General features: G+C 72.5%; 9 protein-coding genes, 2 tRNA genes and 1 pseudogene. 9 read left to right on the forward strand and 3 right to left on the reverse strand.

What is annotated here, in order from left to right; translation table 11 throughout:
- Positions 1 to 28: 28 nt before the first annotated feature.
- Positions 29 to 101, forward strand: a tRNA-Ala gene (locus ACIBCM_RS00070).
- A gap of 153 nt (positions 102 to 254) precedes the next feature.
- Here the strand turns inward: ACIBCM_RS00070 and ACIBCM_RS00075 are convergent.
- Positions 255 to 1,181, reverse strand: a complete 927-nt coding sequence (locus tag ACIBCM_RS00075) for a helix-turn-helix transcriptional regulator (protein WP_399238381.1) — start codon at positions 1,179 to 1,181, stop codon at positions 255 to 257.
- 102 nt (positions 1,182 to 1,283) lie between these two features.
- Between ACIBCM_RS00075 and ACIBCM_RS00080 the strand changes: the two genes are divergently transcribed.
- The 3 genes from ACIBCM_RS00080 to ACIBCM_RS00090 all read left to right on the forward strand — a co-directional run bounded on the left by ACIBCM_RS00080 (position 1,284) and on the right by ACIBCM_RS00090 (position 3,463).
- On the forward strand, positions 1,284 to 2,720 hold the full coding sequence (locus tag ACIBCM_RS00080; protein WP_399238383.1) for an MFS transporter: 1,437 nt from the start codon (positions 1,284 to 1,286) through the stop codon (positions 2,718 to 2,720).
- A gap of 238 nt (positions 2,721 to 2,958) precedes the next feature.
- Positions 2,959 to 3,192 (forward strand): hypothetical protein, encoded by a 234-nt coding sequence (locus ACIBCM_RS00085; protein WP_389263768.1) that lies wholly within the window; start codon positions 2,959 to 2,961, stop codon positions 3,190 to 3,192.
- Between the two features lie 198 nt (positions 3,193 to 3,390).
- Positions 3,391 to 3,463, forward strand: a tRNA-Ala gene (locus ACIBCM_RS00090).
- Between the two features lie 169 nt (positions 3,464 to 3,632).
- On the opposite strand, the gene ACIBCM_RS00095 is transcribed toward ACIBCM_RS00090, so the two are convergent.
- Together ACIBCM_RS00095 and ACIBCM_RS00100 are read right to left on the reverse strand one after the other, a co-directional pair.
- Entirely contained in the window at positions 3,633 to 5,222 is a 1,590-nt protein-coding gene (locus ACIBCM_RS00095; RefSeq protein ID WP_399238385.1) for an NADH-ubiquinone oxidoreductase-F iron-sulfur binding region domain-containing protein, read from the reverse strand.
- Positions 5,219 to 6,892 carry a hypothetical protein gene (locus tag ACIBCM_RS00100; RefSeq protein WP_399238388.1) on the reverse strand — a complete coding sequence of 558 codons (1,674 nt, stop codon included), beginning with the start codon at positions 6,890 to 6,892 and terminating at the stop codon, positions 5,219 to 5,221. Before ACIBCM_RS00100 ends, ACIBCM_RS00095 begins: the two co-directional genes overlap by 4 nt.
- A 677-nt stretch (positions 6,893 to 7,569) precedes the next feature.
- Here ACIBCM_RS00100 and leuS point away from each other — a divergent pair.
- From leuS to ACIBCM_RS00125, 5 genes and pseudogenes are all read left to right on the forward strand, one after another.
- Positions 7,570 to 10,497 carry a leucine--tRNA ligase gene (leuS, locus tag ACIBCM_RS00105; RefSeq protein WP_399238390.1) on the forward strand — a complete coding sequence of 976 codons (2,928 nt, stop codon included), beginning with the start codon at positions 7,570 to 7,572 and terminating at the stop codon, positions 10,495 to 10,497.
- A gap of 165 nt (positions 10,498 to 10,662) precedes the next feature.
- Positions 10,663 to 11,484, forward strand: coding sequence for a hypothetical protein (locus ACIBCM_RS00110; RefSeq protein ID WP_399238392.1), 822 nt, complete (start codon positions 10,663 to 10,665; stop codon positions 11,482 to 11,484).
- 289 nt (positions 11,485 to 11,773) lie between these two features.
- Positions 11,774 to 12,619 (forward strand): DegV family protein, encoded by an 846-nt coding sequence (locus ACIBCM_RS00115; protein WP_399238394.1) that lies wholly within the window; start codon positions 11,774 to 11,776, stop codon positions 12,617 to 12,619.
- 588 nt (positions 12,620 to 13,207) lie between these two features.
- The gene (locus ACIBCM_RS00120) at positions 13,208 to 13,999 is read left to right on the forward strand and encodes a helix-hairpin-helix domain-containing protein (RefSeq protein WP_399238396.1); all 792 of its coding nucleotides are present in this window, start codon (positions 13,208 to 13,210) and stop codon (positions 13,997 to 13,999) included.
- Positions 13,996 to 16,752, forward strand: a pseudogene (locus ACIBCM_RS00125) (ComEC/Rec2 family competence protein); the annotation flags it as partial. The gene ACIBCM_RS00120 and the pseudogene ACIBCM_RS00125, both read left to right, overlap by 4 nt.
- Between the last annotated feature and the right edge of the window lie 205 nt (positions 16,753 to 16,957).

The raw sequence follows: 16,957 nt of genomic DNA on the forward strand, positions 1-16,957 counted from the left end.
TTCGCAGCGCCGAGCGCGGAGAACACGCGGGGCTATAGCTCAGTTGGTAGAGCGCCTGCATGGCATGCAGGAGGTCAGGAGTTCAATTCTCCTTAGCTCCACATCCCTGGAATCCCGTCCTCAGCAGAGGGCGGGATTTCGCTGTTCCGGCAGGACGACAGATCGGCCGGAGCATGCCGGGCGGCCGGCCGCATGGCTGCGGGGGAGCGCAGACGTCATACGGCCGGCCGGCCCGGGGTGCAAGGGCGCCGGTATCAGGAGGCACCGTCGGGCCGCGCCACCCGCAGCCGTTCGAGGCGCCTGCCACTCTCCGCGTCGTCCGGGCTGTAGGCGACGATTCTGCACTCCGGCATGCCGTTGATCTCCAGAGAGACGGAGGTCATCCGCATCTCGCCCACGTCCTTGTGCCGGAACGTCTTCACCCGCGGTCCGGGCGGCGCCACGTCTCCTCTCTGCCACAGTTCGGCGAAATGCTCGCTCCTCGACGCCAGCTCCGCGATGAACGACTCCCACGCGACCTCGCCCACATGACGCCCGTAAGCGCCGCGCAACTGCGCCACCATCACGGGAAGCTCCAGCGTGTGGAAGACGACCGGGCAGTGCTCGGGAACGGCCTGGGTGAAGAGTGCCCACAGCACATTGCTTCTGCCGGGCCCCACGAACCGGTCGTTCACAAAGAGATCGCTGTAGGCGCGGTTGGCCGCCAGCATGTCGTACCGCGCGTTGTAGACCACGGCGGGGCGCGGGTCCAGCGCGTCGATGATGCTCTGGATCTCCGGGCTCACGCTCTGCGGGCCCGCCTGTGCCACCCCTTCGTACGGGACCTCGGCCAGGTGGTACAGATGCTCACGCTCCGGACGGTCCAGGCGCAGCGTCCTGGCCACCGCGTCCAGGACCTGTGCCGACACCTTGATCGGACGCCCCTGCTCAAGCCAGGTGTACCAGGTCACGCCCACTCCGGAGAGCTGGGCGACCTCCTCACGGCGCAGGCCCGGGGTGCGCCGCCGCAGCCCCGGCGCAATCCCCACGTCCGCGGGTGTCAGCCGTGCGCGCCGGCTGCGGAGGAACGCCGCCAGCTCCGGTCTGCGGCGGTGCCCCGCCCGGCCCTCTCGCTGCCCCTGTGCTGCGCGGGTCTCCGGGGACGGGTGATCCGCTCCAGTCGCTGTCATCGCGGTCGTCATCCCCCCATGGTCGGTTCCCGGGCTCCTCCTTGCCAGGTGCTGCCAATACCAGCATCAGCGGGCTCTCACCACCCGTACCAGAGTGTCGTCACGCTGCGGAACATGACGACTGCCCCACGTGAGCCCCGTACTCTCAGTAAAGACCCCGGCACTGACAAACGCACCGGCCCCCTGCTGGCCGTCGTGCTCGCCGCGCAGTTCATGGCGCTGCTCGACACGTTCATCGTCGGCGTCGCCGCCCCCACCATCCGCAGTGAACTCGACACCTCCGACGCGGGGTTGCAACTCGTCGTCGCCGGATACACCGTCGCGTACGCCGTCCTCCTGATCACCGGCGCAAGGCTCGGTGACCGGATGGGCCACCGGCGGGCGTGGCTGACCGGACTGGCGCTGTTCACCGCCGCCTCGCTGGCCTGCGGACTCGCCGCCGGCACAGGCCAGCTGATCGCGTTCCGGCTGGCCCAGGGGGCAGCCGCAGCTCTGCTGATCCCCCAAGTGCTCAGCCTGATCCAGCGCAGCCACGTCGGCGAGGCACGGGTCAGGGCGCTCGGCGCCTACTCCGCCGTCCTCGCCACCGGGGCCGTCGCCGGGCAGGTCGTCGGCGGTGTCCTGGTCAGCGCCGACCTCTTCGGGATGGGCTGGCGGCCCGTCTTCCTGGTCAATGTGCCCATCGGCGTCGTCCTGCTGGTGCTCGGCACCAAGGTCCTGCCGACGGACCGGCGGGACCCGGGCGCGGCCGTCCGGCCGCTCGATCTGCCGGGGCTGGTGCTCCTCGCGGCCGCGATGTCCCTGTTCACCGTGCCGCTGGTGCTCGGCCAGGAGGAGGGCTGGCCCGCCTGGACCTGGATCTCCCTGATGGCGTCCGTGCTGCCCTTCGGCGCGTTCGCCGCGTACGAGTCACGGCTCGCCCGGCGCGGCGGTGCTCCGCTGATCGCCCCACGTGTGCTGCGGATTCCGGGGATGGTCCAGGCCGTGCTGCGGATCATCGTGGTGATGGCCGTGAACGCGGGGTTCGTCTTCGCCGCCACCCTGCACGTCCAGAGCGGTCTCGGTTACGGCGCCCTGCGTTCGGGGCTGATGTTCGCCCCGACCGCTCTGGTCTTCGGTTTGGTCGGACTGACCTGGCGACGCTGGCCCCCGCGACTGCAAACGGGCCTGGTGCCGGGCGGGTTCGTCCTCACGGCACTCTCCACGGCCGCGGTGGGGGCACTGCTGCGGGACGGCGGTGACGGCGGCCCGCTGCTGTACCTGGCGCTCGTGGGCGTCGGCGGGGGCATGGCGGCCGCCTACAGCCCCACCCTCACCGGAGCGCTGGCGACCGTAAGCACGGAAGACGCGGCCGACGCCAGCGGGCTGCTGGTGACCGTCACCCAGATCGGACAGGTCCTCGGAGTAGCCGTTTTCGGCACACTCTTCCTGAACCGGGGGGCCGGACCGGGGGCGGAGGGCTCCGCGGACGGCCTGTGGATGTGCGCCACGGCCCTCGCCGGCGCGTCAATCCTCGGTGCTGTGGCCGGTCTCGTTCGCAAACGCTCCTGACCATCTTGCGTGGCCATGGCAGAATCGGACGGCCGGAGGGGACACCGGCCAGAACGGGAAGGAGTGCACGATGTCCGCCAGCGGGAGCCAGAAGACCGACGCCCTGCTCACCACGGCGGACGCGAGCGCACCCCTGAGTTGCCCGTCCTGCGGATCTGCGCATGTCGCCCAGGTCCTCGGCGACAACGGTGGAGTTTCTTACGTGTGCACGTCCTGCGGCCACAGCTGGAGCTGACTGATGGGGGCACACAGGCGTAAATGCGACTGGTGCGGCAGTGGTACACCCATTGTCCGGGACATGGACCCGCTGAATCCCGAGTACCAGTACTGGTGCGAGGAGTGCGCGCGGGCGCTGATCATAAAGGGCGACCCCATCGAGACCTACCGGGAACTCGAGGGGGAACCCATCTACGGGCGCCTGCTGGACGAGCACTGCGCGCTGAAGCGTTTCTACTCGTTCGCCACGGCGTAGCCGGGCGCCGGGCAGGGAGAGTGCAAGGGGTCCCGGGCCGTCTGCGGACGCGGTCCGGTTCCCCGCCCGCGCCGCGCCGACGGCTCCCTCCGGGGCACGGACGGGAGGCGGATATGGATTTGGTGAAGCACCAGGGGGAGCGTTAATGTTGGCGATGTCGCCCCCGAGGGAAGCCTCCGGCCGGGCGGCATCTCACAAGGGGCTATAGCTCAGTTGGTAGAGCGCCTGCATGGCATGCAGGAGGTCAGGAGTTCAATTCTCCTTAGCTCCACAGGCTTCATTCGCAGCACTGTGAGGAAGAACCCGCCGGGACCGACGGTCCGGCGGGTTTTCTGTTGTTTCCGGAGGTTTGGTTCCCGGACGACGACAGAGGAGGGCGGGCCACGATCGGGTGACCCGCCCGTCCCCAACACAGGTCCGGCGCACGGGCGGTGGGGCCGTCAGCCGCGCCCGCTGCCCAGCTCCTTGCGCCTCGGCGCGGGCAGAGCGGGCCGTCCGGCCCCCGGCGCCGGTTCGGAGGTCTGCTCGATACGCATCGCCAGCCCGGGACACCGGCGTACGGCCCGCTGGGCGCGCCCCCGCAGATGCGCCGGCACCACGGCGTCGGCCACGGACGGGTAGCCGTCCGGGTTGATCCGGATGAGCTCCGGGATGATGTCCGCGCAGAGCCCGTGCCCCTGGCAGAGCGTCCAGTCGATGAAGACCTTCTCGCCGCTCGGGATCGACTCCTCCGCCTCCGCGTAACCCGGTAGCGGCAGCGGCAGCACTCCGGTCGTCTCGCGGCCGCAGCCCCCGTGCAGCACATGGGCGGCCAGATCGTCCGTGAACGCCGACAGGGTGGAGGCGAAGAAGCGCGCCGAGCCGTCCGGGTGCTTGCACGCGCCCCGGCCCTTCACGGCCTGGGTGACCTCGCGCAGGGCCTCCAGCGCGGCCGGGCCGCCGCCGTTCATGACATCCGCCAGACCGCCCGCCGCGGCGGGCAGTCCCAGCCTGCACGGGCCGCACTGCCCCGCGGTCTCGGCGGCCAGCCAGTTGGCCACCCGCAGGGCCTCGCCCAGCGGACAGGTCTCCGGGCCGATGGGCAGGATCGCTCCCGCGCCCAGAGAGCCTCCGACGGCGGCCAGTGACTCCCGTGAGACCACCGCCTCGTGCACGGCGACCGAGTCGATCCAGTTGCCGTGGTAGCCGCCGGTCAGTACCCCCTGGGGGAGCGGCGGAGCGCCCGCGAGCTGGAGCACATAGCGCAGCGGCACACCCGTGGGCACCTCGACGACCATGGGGCGCGCGACGGCTCCGGAGATCGTCAGCAGTACGGTGCCCGGCTCGGAGCCCGTACCGGTGTTGCCGTAGCGGCGGGCGCCGATCCGGGCCGCGACCGCGAGCTGTGCGTACGTCTCCGCGTTCGACAGGAGCGTCGGCGCGCCCCCGACGCCCGTGTCGGCCGCCCGGACCCGGCGTCCGGGCGGCAGCGCGGGGCCGCCGTTGATCGCCCGGATGACCGAGGACGCCTCACCGGAGACCATCCGCTCCGGCGTCCGGACGATCCGCGCGCGCAGCCGCTGCCCGCGGCGGTCCGACAGCCCGCGCTCGGCGAGGGCGGCCCGCATGGATATCTCCGTGGAGTTGCGGGTGACCGCGACGACCAGGGTGCGTGCGCCCAGGGCCTCGGCGGCCAGCAGCGCGCCGTCCAGGATCAGATGGGGCGCGCGGTTGAGCAGCACGGTGTCCTTGCGGCAGGCGGGCTCCCCCTCGCTGCCGTTGACCACGACGACGGGCCGCACCCCGCGCCGGATCGCCGACTTGGCCACGGCACGCAGCTTCTGTCCGAAGGGGAAGCCGGCTCCTCCACGGCCCCGGAGGAATATCTCCTCGGAGAGCTGTGCGAGCCGTTCGCCCGTGACCGGCTCCAGCGGGCCGTGCACCTTGAGGTGCATCGGGAGATCCAGGCGCTCGACGAGGTCGAACCCCTGGGTGAGCTGGGGAAGGCCGACGACTCGGACCTCGGGGACATCGGGGAGGGGGACGTTCAAGGTCGGTCTCCTGCGGGCGAGTTCCAGGGCTCTCCCGCCCGGGGCGGGAAGAGGGGGCCGGGCATCGCCTGTGTGGTGTCGTCGTACGCACCGCTCCGACCGGTGTCGTACGGGGAGGGGGGTGGCGCGTAGGGGGAGTCGGCTGCCCCGTACTGGGCGGCCGCGGGGGCTGGGTATCCGGGCGGAGCGCTGGACTCCGGGTTGTTGGGGGGCGCGGCGCCGGGCGACCGGGCCGGGTACGGCGGGAAATCGAAGCCGGTGCCGGTCGCCGGGCCCTGGGCGGGGGTGCCGGAGGTCCCGGTTCCGTACGGGGGAGAGTCGTACGGGGGAGAGGCGTACGCGGGGGGTTCGGGCATCACCGGCTCGGGCGCCATCGGCTCGGGCACGGGAGGGGCGTACGCGGGGGGCGCGTACCACGGCGGAACGGCCTGGACCGGCTCGTACATGAACATCTGCGCCAGGGACGGCGCGGGTTCCGACGCGAGTGGCTGGGACGGCGGCTGCTGCGGGAGTTCCGGGACGAGGGCGCGGCCGGGGGGCGGCGGCGACGGTGTCGGCCACACACCCGGGGCGGGGCCCTCCTCGGAGATGACGGGCAGTTCCTCGGTCATCGGAATGCGCTCGGCCAGCGGAGCGGAGGGCTCGCCCGCGAGGGACACCGCGCGGTACGCGGCCGAGATACCGGTTCCGGCGGGGGTTCCCGGGCCGGGGCCCCGGCCGCTGGTGGCGGTCTCCGGGGGCGGTGGGGCTTCGTAGAGCTGGGGGGAGGGGGCCGCGAGCGTCGGCCGCCGGCGGGGCGGGGCGAGAGCCGCCGGGCCCGCGGCCGTCTCGCGCCGGAGGTCGGTTTCATAGGGGAGCCGGGACGACGGTCCCTCCCCGGCGCCGGGGACGGACGCCACCGGCCCACCGCTCTCGTCCGGGAGGAGGGAGCGCCCCGTATCGCGCCGGGCGCCCCCCTCGCGGTCCTCGGAACCACCCCCGGTCAGCCTGAGGACCTTGCGCGACAGACGGCGCTGCACGGGGCGCGGCAAGAGGCGTATCGATACGGCAGCCGCGACGGCCAGCAGCGCCAAGCAGTACATCGTCACGACCCAAGCCGCAGCCGGGCGGCCGGAGAACAGCCCGTGGACCAGCGCGAAGCACCAGGCCGGATATGCCAGCATATGCAGGGGGCGCCAGCGCCCGGCACCCCTGACATTGCCCGCCAGCGCGCTGCGCAGCGCGCCGGTCGTGCCCGCGACGACCATCAGGAATCCGGCCAGGGAGCCGAAGCCGATGAGCCCCGCCGTACCGCCGGCCCCGAGGCCGAAGGGGACCATCGCGCCGATCAGGCCCACATGCCCGAGCGACACCTTCACGGTGGCGTGGAGCAGCAGGAATCCGAGGGAGGCCGTCGCCGTCGCACGGTGGACGGCCTGGGCGAGGAGCCGGTGGCGCGGGGACAGCAGCAGCCGGTCCGTCGCGATGAGCCCCCACGCGATGGCCGCCGTCAGGGACACCAGCGAGAGGACTCCCGTGGTGTGGTCGAGCGCGGCGCGGAAGCCGTCGCTCGCGCCGACAGCGAGCAGGGGGACGAGCACGAACGCCGCCACGGTGAGACCGCCCTGCACCGGGCGGCTGAGCCCGCCGCTCGGCGGCGGCGACGAGCGGCTCTTGCGATGAGGCTTCATGGGGCAACTCCGAGGGTGCGGGAAATGCGGCCCGTTGACGCATGCTAAGTCGACCCATACCGAGCGGTACGACGTTTCAGTGTTTAGGGAGGCGAACCGAGGCCAACTCGCGCTGGGCTTGTCCCGGATACGGTCGATACGCGGGGTAATGCCGACCGTCGGAAACTGGCCGGTCCGGCCCCGCCGGGCAGACGCCGACCGCTTGCTCCCTCCGCTCCCGCGGACGCCGGAAGCGCCGCACGTTCCGCGCTGCCTCGGGGGCGACCGGCTGATCTCCGGGCGGGCGCACGGGTGATCTCCATACGGGACGGGTGATCTCCATACGGATAGATACGGCGTTCGCCGCGGGTTGTCTCGATGAGTCCCCGAGTCCGTTCCGGCTCCGCGCGGAGGCCGCGCGCGACGGCGATTTCCGGCCGGGACCGCCCGTCGCACGCGGTGGCGGGCCGGGCCCGCCGTGGGGTATCCCGCGCGCGTCCGGAACATCCGCTGCGGTACCCTGACGCCATGCGTGCCGTACGCCTTCTGCTTAGCGAGCCGCGCTGATCAGTCCCGACGGATGAAAAATCCGGTCGGAATCGGCGCGGCGTCCCCTCCTGTGCGAGGGGTCCTTTTGTTTGTGGGCACTGCGCCCGTCCAAACCGCCGGCAGAGACGATCGATGGAGCTTTAAGGATCATGAGCGAGACGAATTCCGCTGCCCACGCTGCCGAGGTGGCCGCGCCGCACCGGTACACGGCTGCTATGGCCGCCGACATCGAGGCACGCTGGCAGGACTTCTGGGAGGCCCACGGCACGTACGAGGCCCCCAACCCGAGCGGCGACCTGGCAGGGGACCCCTCCCTGGTGGCCCGGCCCAAGAAGTTCGTCATGGACATGTTCCCGTACCCCTCGGGCGCGGGGCTGCACGTGGGGCATCCCCTGGGCTATATCGCCACCGACGTCTACGCCCGCCATCAGCGCATGACCGGGCACAACGTGCTCCACACCCTGGGCTTCGACGCCTTCGGCCTGCCCGCCGAGCAGCACGCGGTCGCCACCGGCACGCACCCCCGGGTGTCGACCGAGGCCGCCATGGAGAACATGAAGCGGCAGCTGCGCCGCCTGGGCCTGGGCCACGACCAGCGCCGGTCGATCGCGACGATCGACCCGCAGTACTACCGGTGGACCCAGTGGATCTTCCTGCAGATCTTCAACTCCTGGTACGACAAGGAGGCGGACAGGGCCCGTCCGATCGCCGAGCTGATCGCGCAGTTCGAGAGCGGTGAACGGCCGGTTCCGGCCGCCGCGGGCTCCGGCGTGTCCCCGGACGGGGGCTCCACGCGCGCGTGGAGCGAGCTGAGCGAGGTGGAGCGCGCGGACATCCTGGGCGAGTACCGCCTGGCGTACGCCTCCGACGCGCCCGTCAACTGGTGCCCCGGCCTGGGGACCGTCCTGGCCAACGAGGAGGTCACCGCCGACGGCCGCTCCGAGCGCGGCAACTTCCCGGTCTTCAAGGCCAAGCTGCGCCAGTGGAACATGCGCATCACCGCCTACGCCGACCGGCTGCTGGACGACCTGGACGCCCTGGACTGGCCCGAGGCGATCAAGCTCCAGCAGCGCAACTGGATCGGCCGCTCCGAGGGCGCGCGCGTCGGTTTCGAGGTCGAGGGCCACGACGGCGCGCGGATCACCGTCTTCACCACCCGCCCCGACACCCTGTTCGGCGCGACCTATATGGTGCTGGCCCCCGAGCACGGGCTGATCGACTCGATCCTGCCCGCCGACTGGCCCCAGGGCGTCAAGCAGACGTGGACGGGCGGTGCCGCCACCCCGGCCGATGCCGTGGACGCGTACCGCAAGCAGGCGCAGACGAAGAGCGATGTCGAGCGGCAGACCGAGCACAAGGACAAGACCGGCGTCTTCACCGGCGCGTACGCCCTGAACCCGGTCACGGGAACCCGTATCCCCGTCTTCGTCGCCGACTACGTCCTGATGGGCTACGGCACCGGCGCGATCATGGCCGTCCCCGGGCAGGACGAGCGCGACTGGGAGTTCGCCGAGGCGTTCGAGCTGCCGATCATCCGTACCGTGCAGCCGCCGGAGGGCTGGGAGGGCGAGGCGTACACCGGCCGGGGAGTGGCGATCAACTCCTCGAACGACCGGATCTCGCTGGACGGTCTGGACGTTCCCGAGGCCAAGGCCCGGATCACCCGGTGGCTGACCGAGCGCGGTATCGGCGAGGGAACGGTCAACTTCCGGCTGCGCGACTGGCTGTTCAGCCGTCAGCGTTACTGGGGCGAGCCCTTCCCGATCGTCTACGACGAGGACGGCATCGCCCACGCGCTGCCCGAGTCGATGCTGCCGCTGGAACTGCCGGAGGTCGACGACTACTCGCCGCGCACCTTCGACCCCGAGGACGCGGACACCCAGCCCGAGACCCCGCTGTCGCGCGACGAGCAGTGGGTCAATGTCACGCTGGACCTGGGCGACGGGCCCCGGAAGTACCGCCGTGAGACCAACACCATGCCCAACTGGGCGGGTTCCTGCTGGTACGAGCTGCGCTACACGGACCCGCACAACAGCGGCAAGCTGGTCGACCCGGCCGTCGAGCAGTACTGGATGGGCCCGCGCGAGGGGATGCCGCACGGCGGTGTCGATCTGTACGTCGGCGGCGCAGAGCACGCCGTACTGCATCTGCTGTACGCGCGGTTCTGGTCCAAGGTGCTCTTCGACCTGGGGTATGTCTCGTCCTCGGAGCCGTTCCACAAGCTGTTCAACCAGGGCATGATCCAGGCGTACGTCTATCGGGACGCCCGTGGCTTCCCGGTTCCGGCCGCCGAGGTCGAGGACGCCTCCCTGCTGCCGGACGGCCAGGGCAAGGAGGGGACGTACGTTTTCCGGGGCGAGCCCGTCCGGCGTGAGCTGGGCAAGATGGGCAAGTCCCTGAAGAACGCGGTCACCCCCGACGAGATCGCCGCCGAGTACGGTGCCGACACGCTGCGGCTGTACGAGATGGCGATGGGCCCGCTGGACGTGTCCCGGCCGTGGGACACCCGTGCCGTCGTGGGCCAGTACCGGCTGCTGCAGCGCCTGTGGCGCAATGTCGTCGACGAGACGACGGGCGAGGTCACGGTCGTGGACGGCACGGTGGCCGACGAGGTCACGCTGCGCGTGCTGCACAAGGCGATCGACGGCGCCGGTCAGGACCTGGCCGCGCTGCGCTTCAACACCGCCATCGCCAAGATCACCGAGCTGAACAACCATCTGACCAAGGCCGGCGGCTCGCTGCCGAGGGACGTGGCGGAGCGTCTGGTGCTGCTGATCGCGCCCCTGGCCCCGCATATCGCGGAGGAGCTGTGGCGCAGGCTGGGCCACACCGATTCCGTCGTCCACCAGGACTTCCCGGTGGCGGACCCGGCCTATGTCGTGGACGAGTCCGTGACCTGCGTGGTTCAGATCAAGGGCAAGGTGAAGGCGCGTCTGGAGGTCTCCCCGTCGATCTCGGACGAGGAACTGGAGGCGCTGGCCCTGGGTGAGGCGGCCGTGGTCGCGGCACTGGGCGGCGCGGGCATCCGGAAGGTGATCGTCCGGGCGCCGAAACTGGTCAATATCGTCCCGGCGTGATCATCGGCTCCGGCGGGCGGCCGGGGTGACCCGAAAGGGTCGGGGAGGCTTCGGCGCCGCGTTCGGGGTGTCCCCTACGGGCAGGTTGGGGGGTTCCGGTGGAACCCTTCGCCTGCCCGTTCCGTTTACGGTGGAAGGACCACAACCGACGCCGAAGGACTGTCCATGGACGCCGTGATTCTGATTCTGGCGCTGCTTTTCTTCGCCTTCGTGGCGTTGGGGGTGTACGTGACAGTGAAGGCCGTCGGGGCGGCCAAGCGAGGAGTGGAGCGTACGGTCACCCAGGCGCGCCGTACGGTCGAGGAGACCGCGCTCCGGGCCAAGAGCTACGGGCAGGCCGGTGTCGCCGGGGAGCTGGCGCAGCTGCGGCTGAAACTGCGTACATCGATGCGGGCGACCCAGGACGCGCTGCAGGCGGGTGCGGCGGAAGACGCCTCGCTCTCGGAGTCCATCAGCCTCTTCCGGCGGCTCAGCGCCCATGGGCATGAGCTGGACGACGAGCTGAAGCTGCTGGAGCGCGAGCCCGACCGCTCGACGGTGGCCGCTCGGCTCCCCGATCTGAAGGAGCGCGTGGAGCGGATCGTGCATTCGGCGGATTCCCTGCGATGGGCGGCGCGCGACCGCGCGCGGAAGTTCGCCGACGACGATCTGGACACGCTGAGCACCCAGATCGACATGGAGGCGGGGGCGCTGCGGCACTGGTCGGAGCCCGGGGAGCCGCAGGGTGCTCCCGGAGCCGCCGATTCCGAAGGAGTCGGGGCATCCCGGGCGGCCGGGGCCGGGCCGGAGGCGGAAGGTTCCGTTCCCGGACAGGGCGTGCCCGACGGGGACACCGGGGCCGGTGCGGTCGCCTCCGGAGCCGGGGAGGCCCCGTCGGCGCGGCAGGAACCGGGGGGCAGGCAGGAACCACAGGCGATCACGGCGCGCGATCCGCGGCTGGAGTCCTACCCCTGGCAGAAGACCGCCCGCCCCGAGACCACGAACTGACGGGTGGGGCGCGGCGATATGCGGAGCCGAACGGCATCTCCCGTCCGTCGCGGGGCCGGTGACGCGGTGTTCGGTCACGAGGCCGTTTCCCGTCATCCCGGTCATCCCGGCCATAAGGTGGTTCCCGGTCACGAGGTGCCGTTCGGCCGTGGAACCGTGTCCGGCCGAGGCGCCGGGCCCACCGGGCCACGGCGTCCGGCGCCGACGCCATGGGCACCGGTGATACCGGCGCGGGGTCGTCGAGGGGCCGGGCTGCCGTCCGGCGCCGCCGACCGGTAACCTCCCGCTCATGTCCCGCCATGTCGCTATCGTCACCGATTCCACGGCCTATCTGCCGCAGCCGGAGATGGAGCGCCACAGCATCGTGGCGGTGCCGCTGACGGTCGTACTCGGCGATCAAGCGCTCGAAGAGGGCAATGAGATCTCGGCCCGCTCGCTCGCCCTGGCCCTGCAGAAGCGACGCCCGGTGACCACCTCGCGGCCCAGCCCCGAAGTCTTCGCCGAGACCTATCGGGCGAGCGCCGAGGCGGGCGCGACGGGAATCGTCTCCCTCCATCTGTCGGCGGAGTTCTCCGGGACCTACGACGCGGCCGTGCTCGCGGCCGGGGAGGCCCCCGTGCCCGTGCGCGTGGTGGACACCGGCATGGTCGCGATGGCGCTCGGCTTCTGCGCACTCGCGGCTGCCGAGACGGCCGAGAGCGGGGGCACCCTGGATGAGGCCGTGGCCGCGGCGGAGAAACGGGCTTCGGGTACCTCCGCCTACTTCTACGTCGACACCCTCGACTATCTGCGGCGCGGCGGCCGGATCGGGGCCGCGCAGGCGCTGTTCGGCTCGGCGCTCGCGGTGAAGCCGCTGCTGCAACTGGACGGGGGCCGCATCGAGATGCTGGAGAAGGTGCGTACGGCGTCCAAGGCGATCGCCCGGCTGGAGGAGATTGCGGTCGAGCGGGCGGGCACGAGCAGTGTGGACATCGCCGTGCACCATCTCGCCGCGCCGGAACGGGCCACGGCTCTCTCCGAACGCCTGCGGGAGCGGGTTCCGGGGCTGGTCGATCTGCACGTCAGCGAGGTGGGTGCGGTGATCGGCGCGCACACGGGGCCGGGGCTGCTGGGGGCCGTGATCTCGCCGCGCTGACGTTCCGTGACCTCCGCTGGTGGGGGGCGGGTGCGGGTGCGGGTGACGGAGTTATCCACAACGCGCTGGTTATCCACGGGTATTGAGCCCGCTCAGCGGGGTCGGCCGGGTGTATCTACCGTCTTGTGCATGGCTTTTCGATCACGTTACGCAACCAGTGGGCCGGGGCGCCTCCCGGCATCGGACAGGCGCGCCTCCTCCGGGCGCGGGGCAGGTACGGGCCCCGGAAGGGGGCGCGGGCCTTTGCGGGTCTCCCGTCTCTACCGTCTATCCCGTTCGCGTGGCCCGCGCCTCGCCGCCGCGCCGGGGGCGATTCCGCGCCGGAGGGCGGACGCCATGTTCGCGGCGACGGCGGGCGGGGCGCGGGGTGCTCCGGATCCCGGGGGCGGTGGCGGGGGCTCCACCGTGCTGGACCCGCGTCCGCGCCCGGATCCGCATCCGCGCTTGGAGCCGGGGACCAGCCCGGGTGCGGCTCCTGGCCGGGGTGCGGGCACCGGCCCTCCCGGCGCGGGATGCCTCGGCCTGGACTCCGAGGCCGGGAGCGGGGCGGGCAGGGGCGTGGGTCCGCGCGTCCGCCCGGGTACGGCGGTGGGCACCGTATCCGCAGGTGCGGACTCCGCCGGCGGCCTGCGGAGAGCGGCGCTCGCCCTGCGGGAGCGGCTGCCGCTGTGGGTGCAGCTCAGATGCGGGCTCGAACCGAGGGCTCTCGCCGCCCTGGCCGTGGTTCTCGTGGCGGCGGCCGTTTTCGCGGTCCACCACTTCTGGGCGGGGCGGCCGGGGACCGTCCGAGCCCCCACGCTGGTCAACCAGGGCGTCCCCGCACCGCAGTCGCCCCGGCCGTCGCCCGGACTGCCGGGGGCACCGGGAGCCGCACCCGGCGGGCGGATCGTCGTCGATGTGAGCGGCAAGGTGCGGCGACCGGGTGTGCTCAGGCTGCCGACCGGCTCCCGGGTCGCGGACGCGCTCGCGGCAGCCGGTGGCATCCGCGAGGGCGCGGATCTGACGGGCCTCAACCGCGCACGGGTGCTCGTCGACGGGGAGCAGGTCGTCGTGGGCGTACCCCAGCCGGCGGGGCTGCCCGGGGCCGGTCCGGACGCCCAGGGCGCGGGAGCCGTCGGACCGGGACCGGGTGCCGGGGTTCCGGGGGCGTCTGTCGGCGGAGCCGCCGGGGGTGGTGGTCCGGCTGCCGGGCCCATGAGCCTGAGCACGGCGACCGTGGAGCAGCTCGACACTCTGCCGGGAGTGGGTCCCGTCCTCGCCCGGCACATCATCGACTACCGCACCCGGCACGGAGGATTCCGTTCGGTCGATGAGCTCCGCGAGGTCGAGGGAATCGGCGACCGCCGGTTCGCGGATCTCCAGACCCTGGTACGGCCATGACCCGCCAGGCGGTGCATGCCGCGTCGGGCCATCGGCTGGGGGCGTCCCACCCCCGCCAGGAGGGACCGGCCGATCTGCGCATGGTGCCGTTGGCCGTGGCGGCCTGGGCCGCGTCCGCTCTCGCGCTGGGCGCGCCCGGTGGGCCGGTCGGCGCCGGCGTGGCACTCTGCCTGGCCCTGGCGGGACTGCTGCTGGCGCCCGGGACGGTGAGATGGGTCCGGGCCTTCCGGGCAGCCCGGGCCTCGCAGGTCACTGGTGTGGTCCGGGCAACCGGTGCGGTCCGGGGGACCCGTGGGGGCCAGTCTGCCCGCACTGTTCATGCGGATCGCACCGGCCGCATCGTCAGTCTCCTCCGCACCGCCCGGGCTGTCCGTGCGGGCTGGGGCCTCCGCGCGGGCACGGTGCCCAGTGCCGTTCGGGCGCCAGGCGCCGGGGAGCATGCCGGTCCGGGCGATGAACGGGCCGGTCCAGGGCCCGGCACCGGAGATCGTCGGCGGCTCAACGCCACAGCCCTCGCGGGGATCCTGCTCTGTGCCGCCGCCGGAGCCGCCTCCGCGGGACTGCACGGAGCGGATATGCGACGCGGCCCTGTGCCCGCCCTGGCGGACCGATACGCGTATGTCACGGTGGAGGTGACGGTCACTTCCGACCCCCGGTTCTCCCGTCCCCGGGCCCAGGGCGGCGGGACCGCTGTCCGATCGCTGATGATCGACGCGGAGGCGACCCGGGTGACAGCGACCCGGGGTGCGAGCGCCACGACCCGGACGCCGGTACTCGTCGTCGTACGCCCGGGTGTCTCCCGGGCCGCCCTCGCCGGGTGGTTACGGCTGCTGCCGTCGACGAAGCTACGGCTGGCGGGGCGGCTCGCGCCCCCGCCGGGCGGGGCCGACAGGTTCGCCGCCGTCCTGAGGGTGAACGGAGACGGTCCGGAAACCATCGGAGCGCCAACAGCACTGCAGCGCACCGCCGGAGAGCTGCGGGCGGGCCTGAGGGAGGCGACGGACGGGCTGCCCCGGGACGCCCGCGCACTGCTCCCTGGACTCACCGTGGGAGACACCTCCCGGATCACCCCCGAACTCCAGGAGGCCTTCGAGGCGACCGACCTCTCCCACGTCCTCGCCGTTTCCGGCAGTAACCTCACCGTGGTCCTGGTCTTGCTGATCGGCCCGCCGGGCAGGGCGGGCCTGGCCGAACGGGGCGGTCTCGCACCCCGGCTGGGCATCACCCTGCGGGGGACGGCACTCGTCGGCGGCGCACTGACACTGGCGTTCGTCGTCGTGTGCAGACCGGAGCCGAGTGTGCTCAGAGCGGCGGCCTGCGGTGCCGTCACCCTGCTCGCCATCGGCACCGGACGCCGCCGGTCACTGATCCCCGCGCTGGCCACGGCCGTACTGCTGCTCGTCCTGTACGACCCCCGGCTCGCGCGGAACTACGGCTTCCTGCTCTCCGTCCTGGCGACGGGATCCCTGCTCACCATCGCTCCCGGTTGGAGTGGCGCGCTCGTACGCAGGGGCGTACCGCCGAGGCTCGCGGAAGCGCTGGCCGCCGCCGGAGCGGCACAGGCCGTGTGCGCTCCCGTGGTGGCCGTCTTCGCGGCACGGCTCAGTCTGGTGGCGATCCCCTGCAATCTGGCCGCCGAACTCGCCGTCGCCCCGGCCACGGTGCTCGGCTTCGCCGCCCTGGCCACCGCGACGGTGGCGATGCCCCCGGCCGAGGTGCTCGCCCGGGTCGCCGGATGGCCGGCCGGTTGGATCGCCACCGTCGCCCGCACCGGGGCCGGGCTGCCCGGGGCCCAGGTGGAATGGCCGGGAGGCTGGCGCGGCGGGCTGCTGCTCGCCGCGGTCACCTGCGTCGCCGTGCCCGTCGTCCGCCGGCTCTCCCGCCGTCCGTGGGCGGCCGCGCTCTGTGCCCTGCTGCTGGTACTGGTCGTCGTCCGTCCGGTCCCGCTCACCAGGGTGCTCACCGGCTGGCCGCCGCCCGGCTGGTCGTTCGCGATGTGCGATGTCGGTCAGGGCGACGCCGTGGTGCTGGCCGTGGGCGACGGTTCGGCGGTGGTCGTCGACGCGGGACCCGATCCCGCACCGGCCGACCGCTGTCTGCGTGATCTGGGGGTGACCGCCGTTCCCCTGGTCCTGCTGAGCCACTTCCACGCGGACCACGTCCGGGGGCTGCCCGGGATCCTGCGGAACAGAACCGTCGGTGAGGTGCAGACGACGACTCTTGACGAGCCACGGGAGCAGGGCGCCTTCGTCCGGAGGGTCACGGCCTCGGCACGAGTGCCCATGGTCCGTGCCGGAGCGGGGGAGCGGCGCCGGATCGGACGGCTGACCTGGGAGGTCCTCTGGCCCGCCGCCGGTCCGCCCCGGGGCGCCGGCCCCGGCTTCGTGCCTGACGGCCCGAACGACGCCAGTGTCACCCTGCTCGTACGGGTCGAGGGCGGCCCCACCCTGCTGCTGCTCGGTGATCTGGAACCACCGGCGCAGCGAGGACTGCTGCTCGCGCATCCGGCCCTGCCACCGGTGGATGTGCTCAAGGTCGCCCACCACGGCTCCGCGCACCAGCACCCGGGTCTGCTGCGTGCGGTGCGACCGAGGCTGGCCCTGATCTCCGTGGGACGGGACAACCTCTACGGCCACCCGTCGCCCCGCACGGTCAGGGCGCTGCGGGACCAGGGCGCCCGGGTGCTGCGCACCGACACGGACGGGCCGATCGCGATCACGGGAGCGGGCCGGGATCTGCGGGCCGGACTGCGGCGCGGGCGGCGTCCGGGGCGTGCCTCCCCGGCGGCCGAGGAGCGATCCCCGGCCCGCCGGGATCCGTACGCCCGCCGGGATCCGCGTATCGGTTGGTGCGCCCGCCGGAGCCCGCTCCCTCTTCGGGATCCGCGTGCCGGTCGGGCCGGATATGCACTGGGCACATGCCTCCCGGCCGACGAACCTCCGTCCAACGGATCACGGT

Source organism: Streptomyces sp. NPDC051018 (genome assembly GCF_044456085.1).
In the GTDB taxonomy this organism is placed as follows: Bacteria; Actinomycetota; Actinomycetes; order Streptomycetales; family Streptomycetaceae; genus Streptomyces.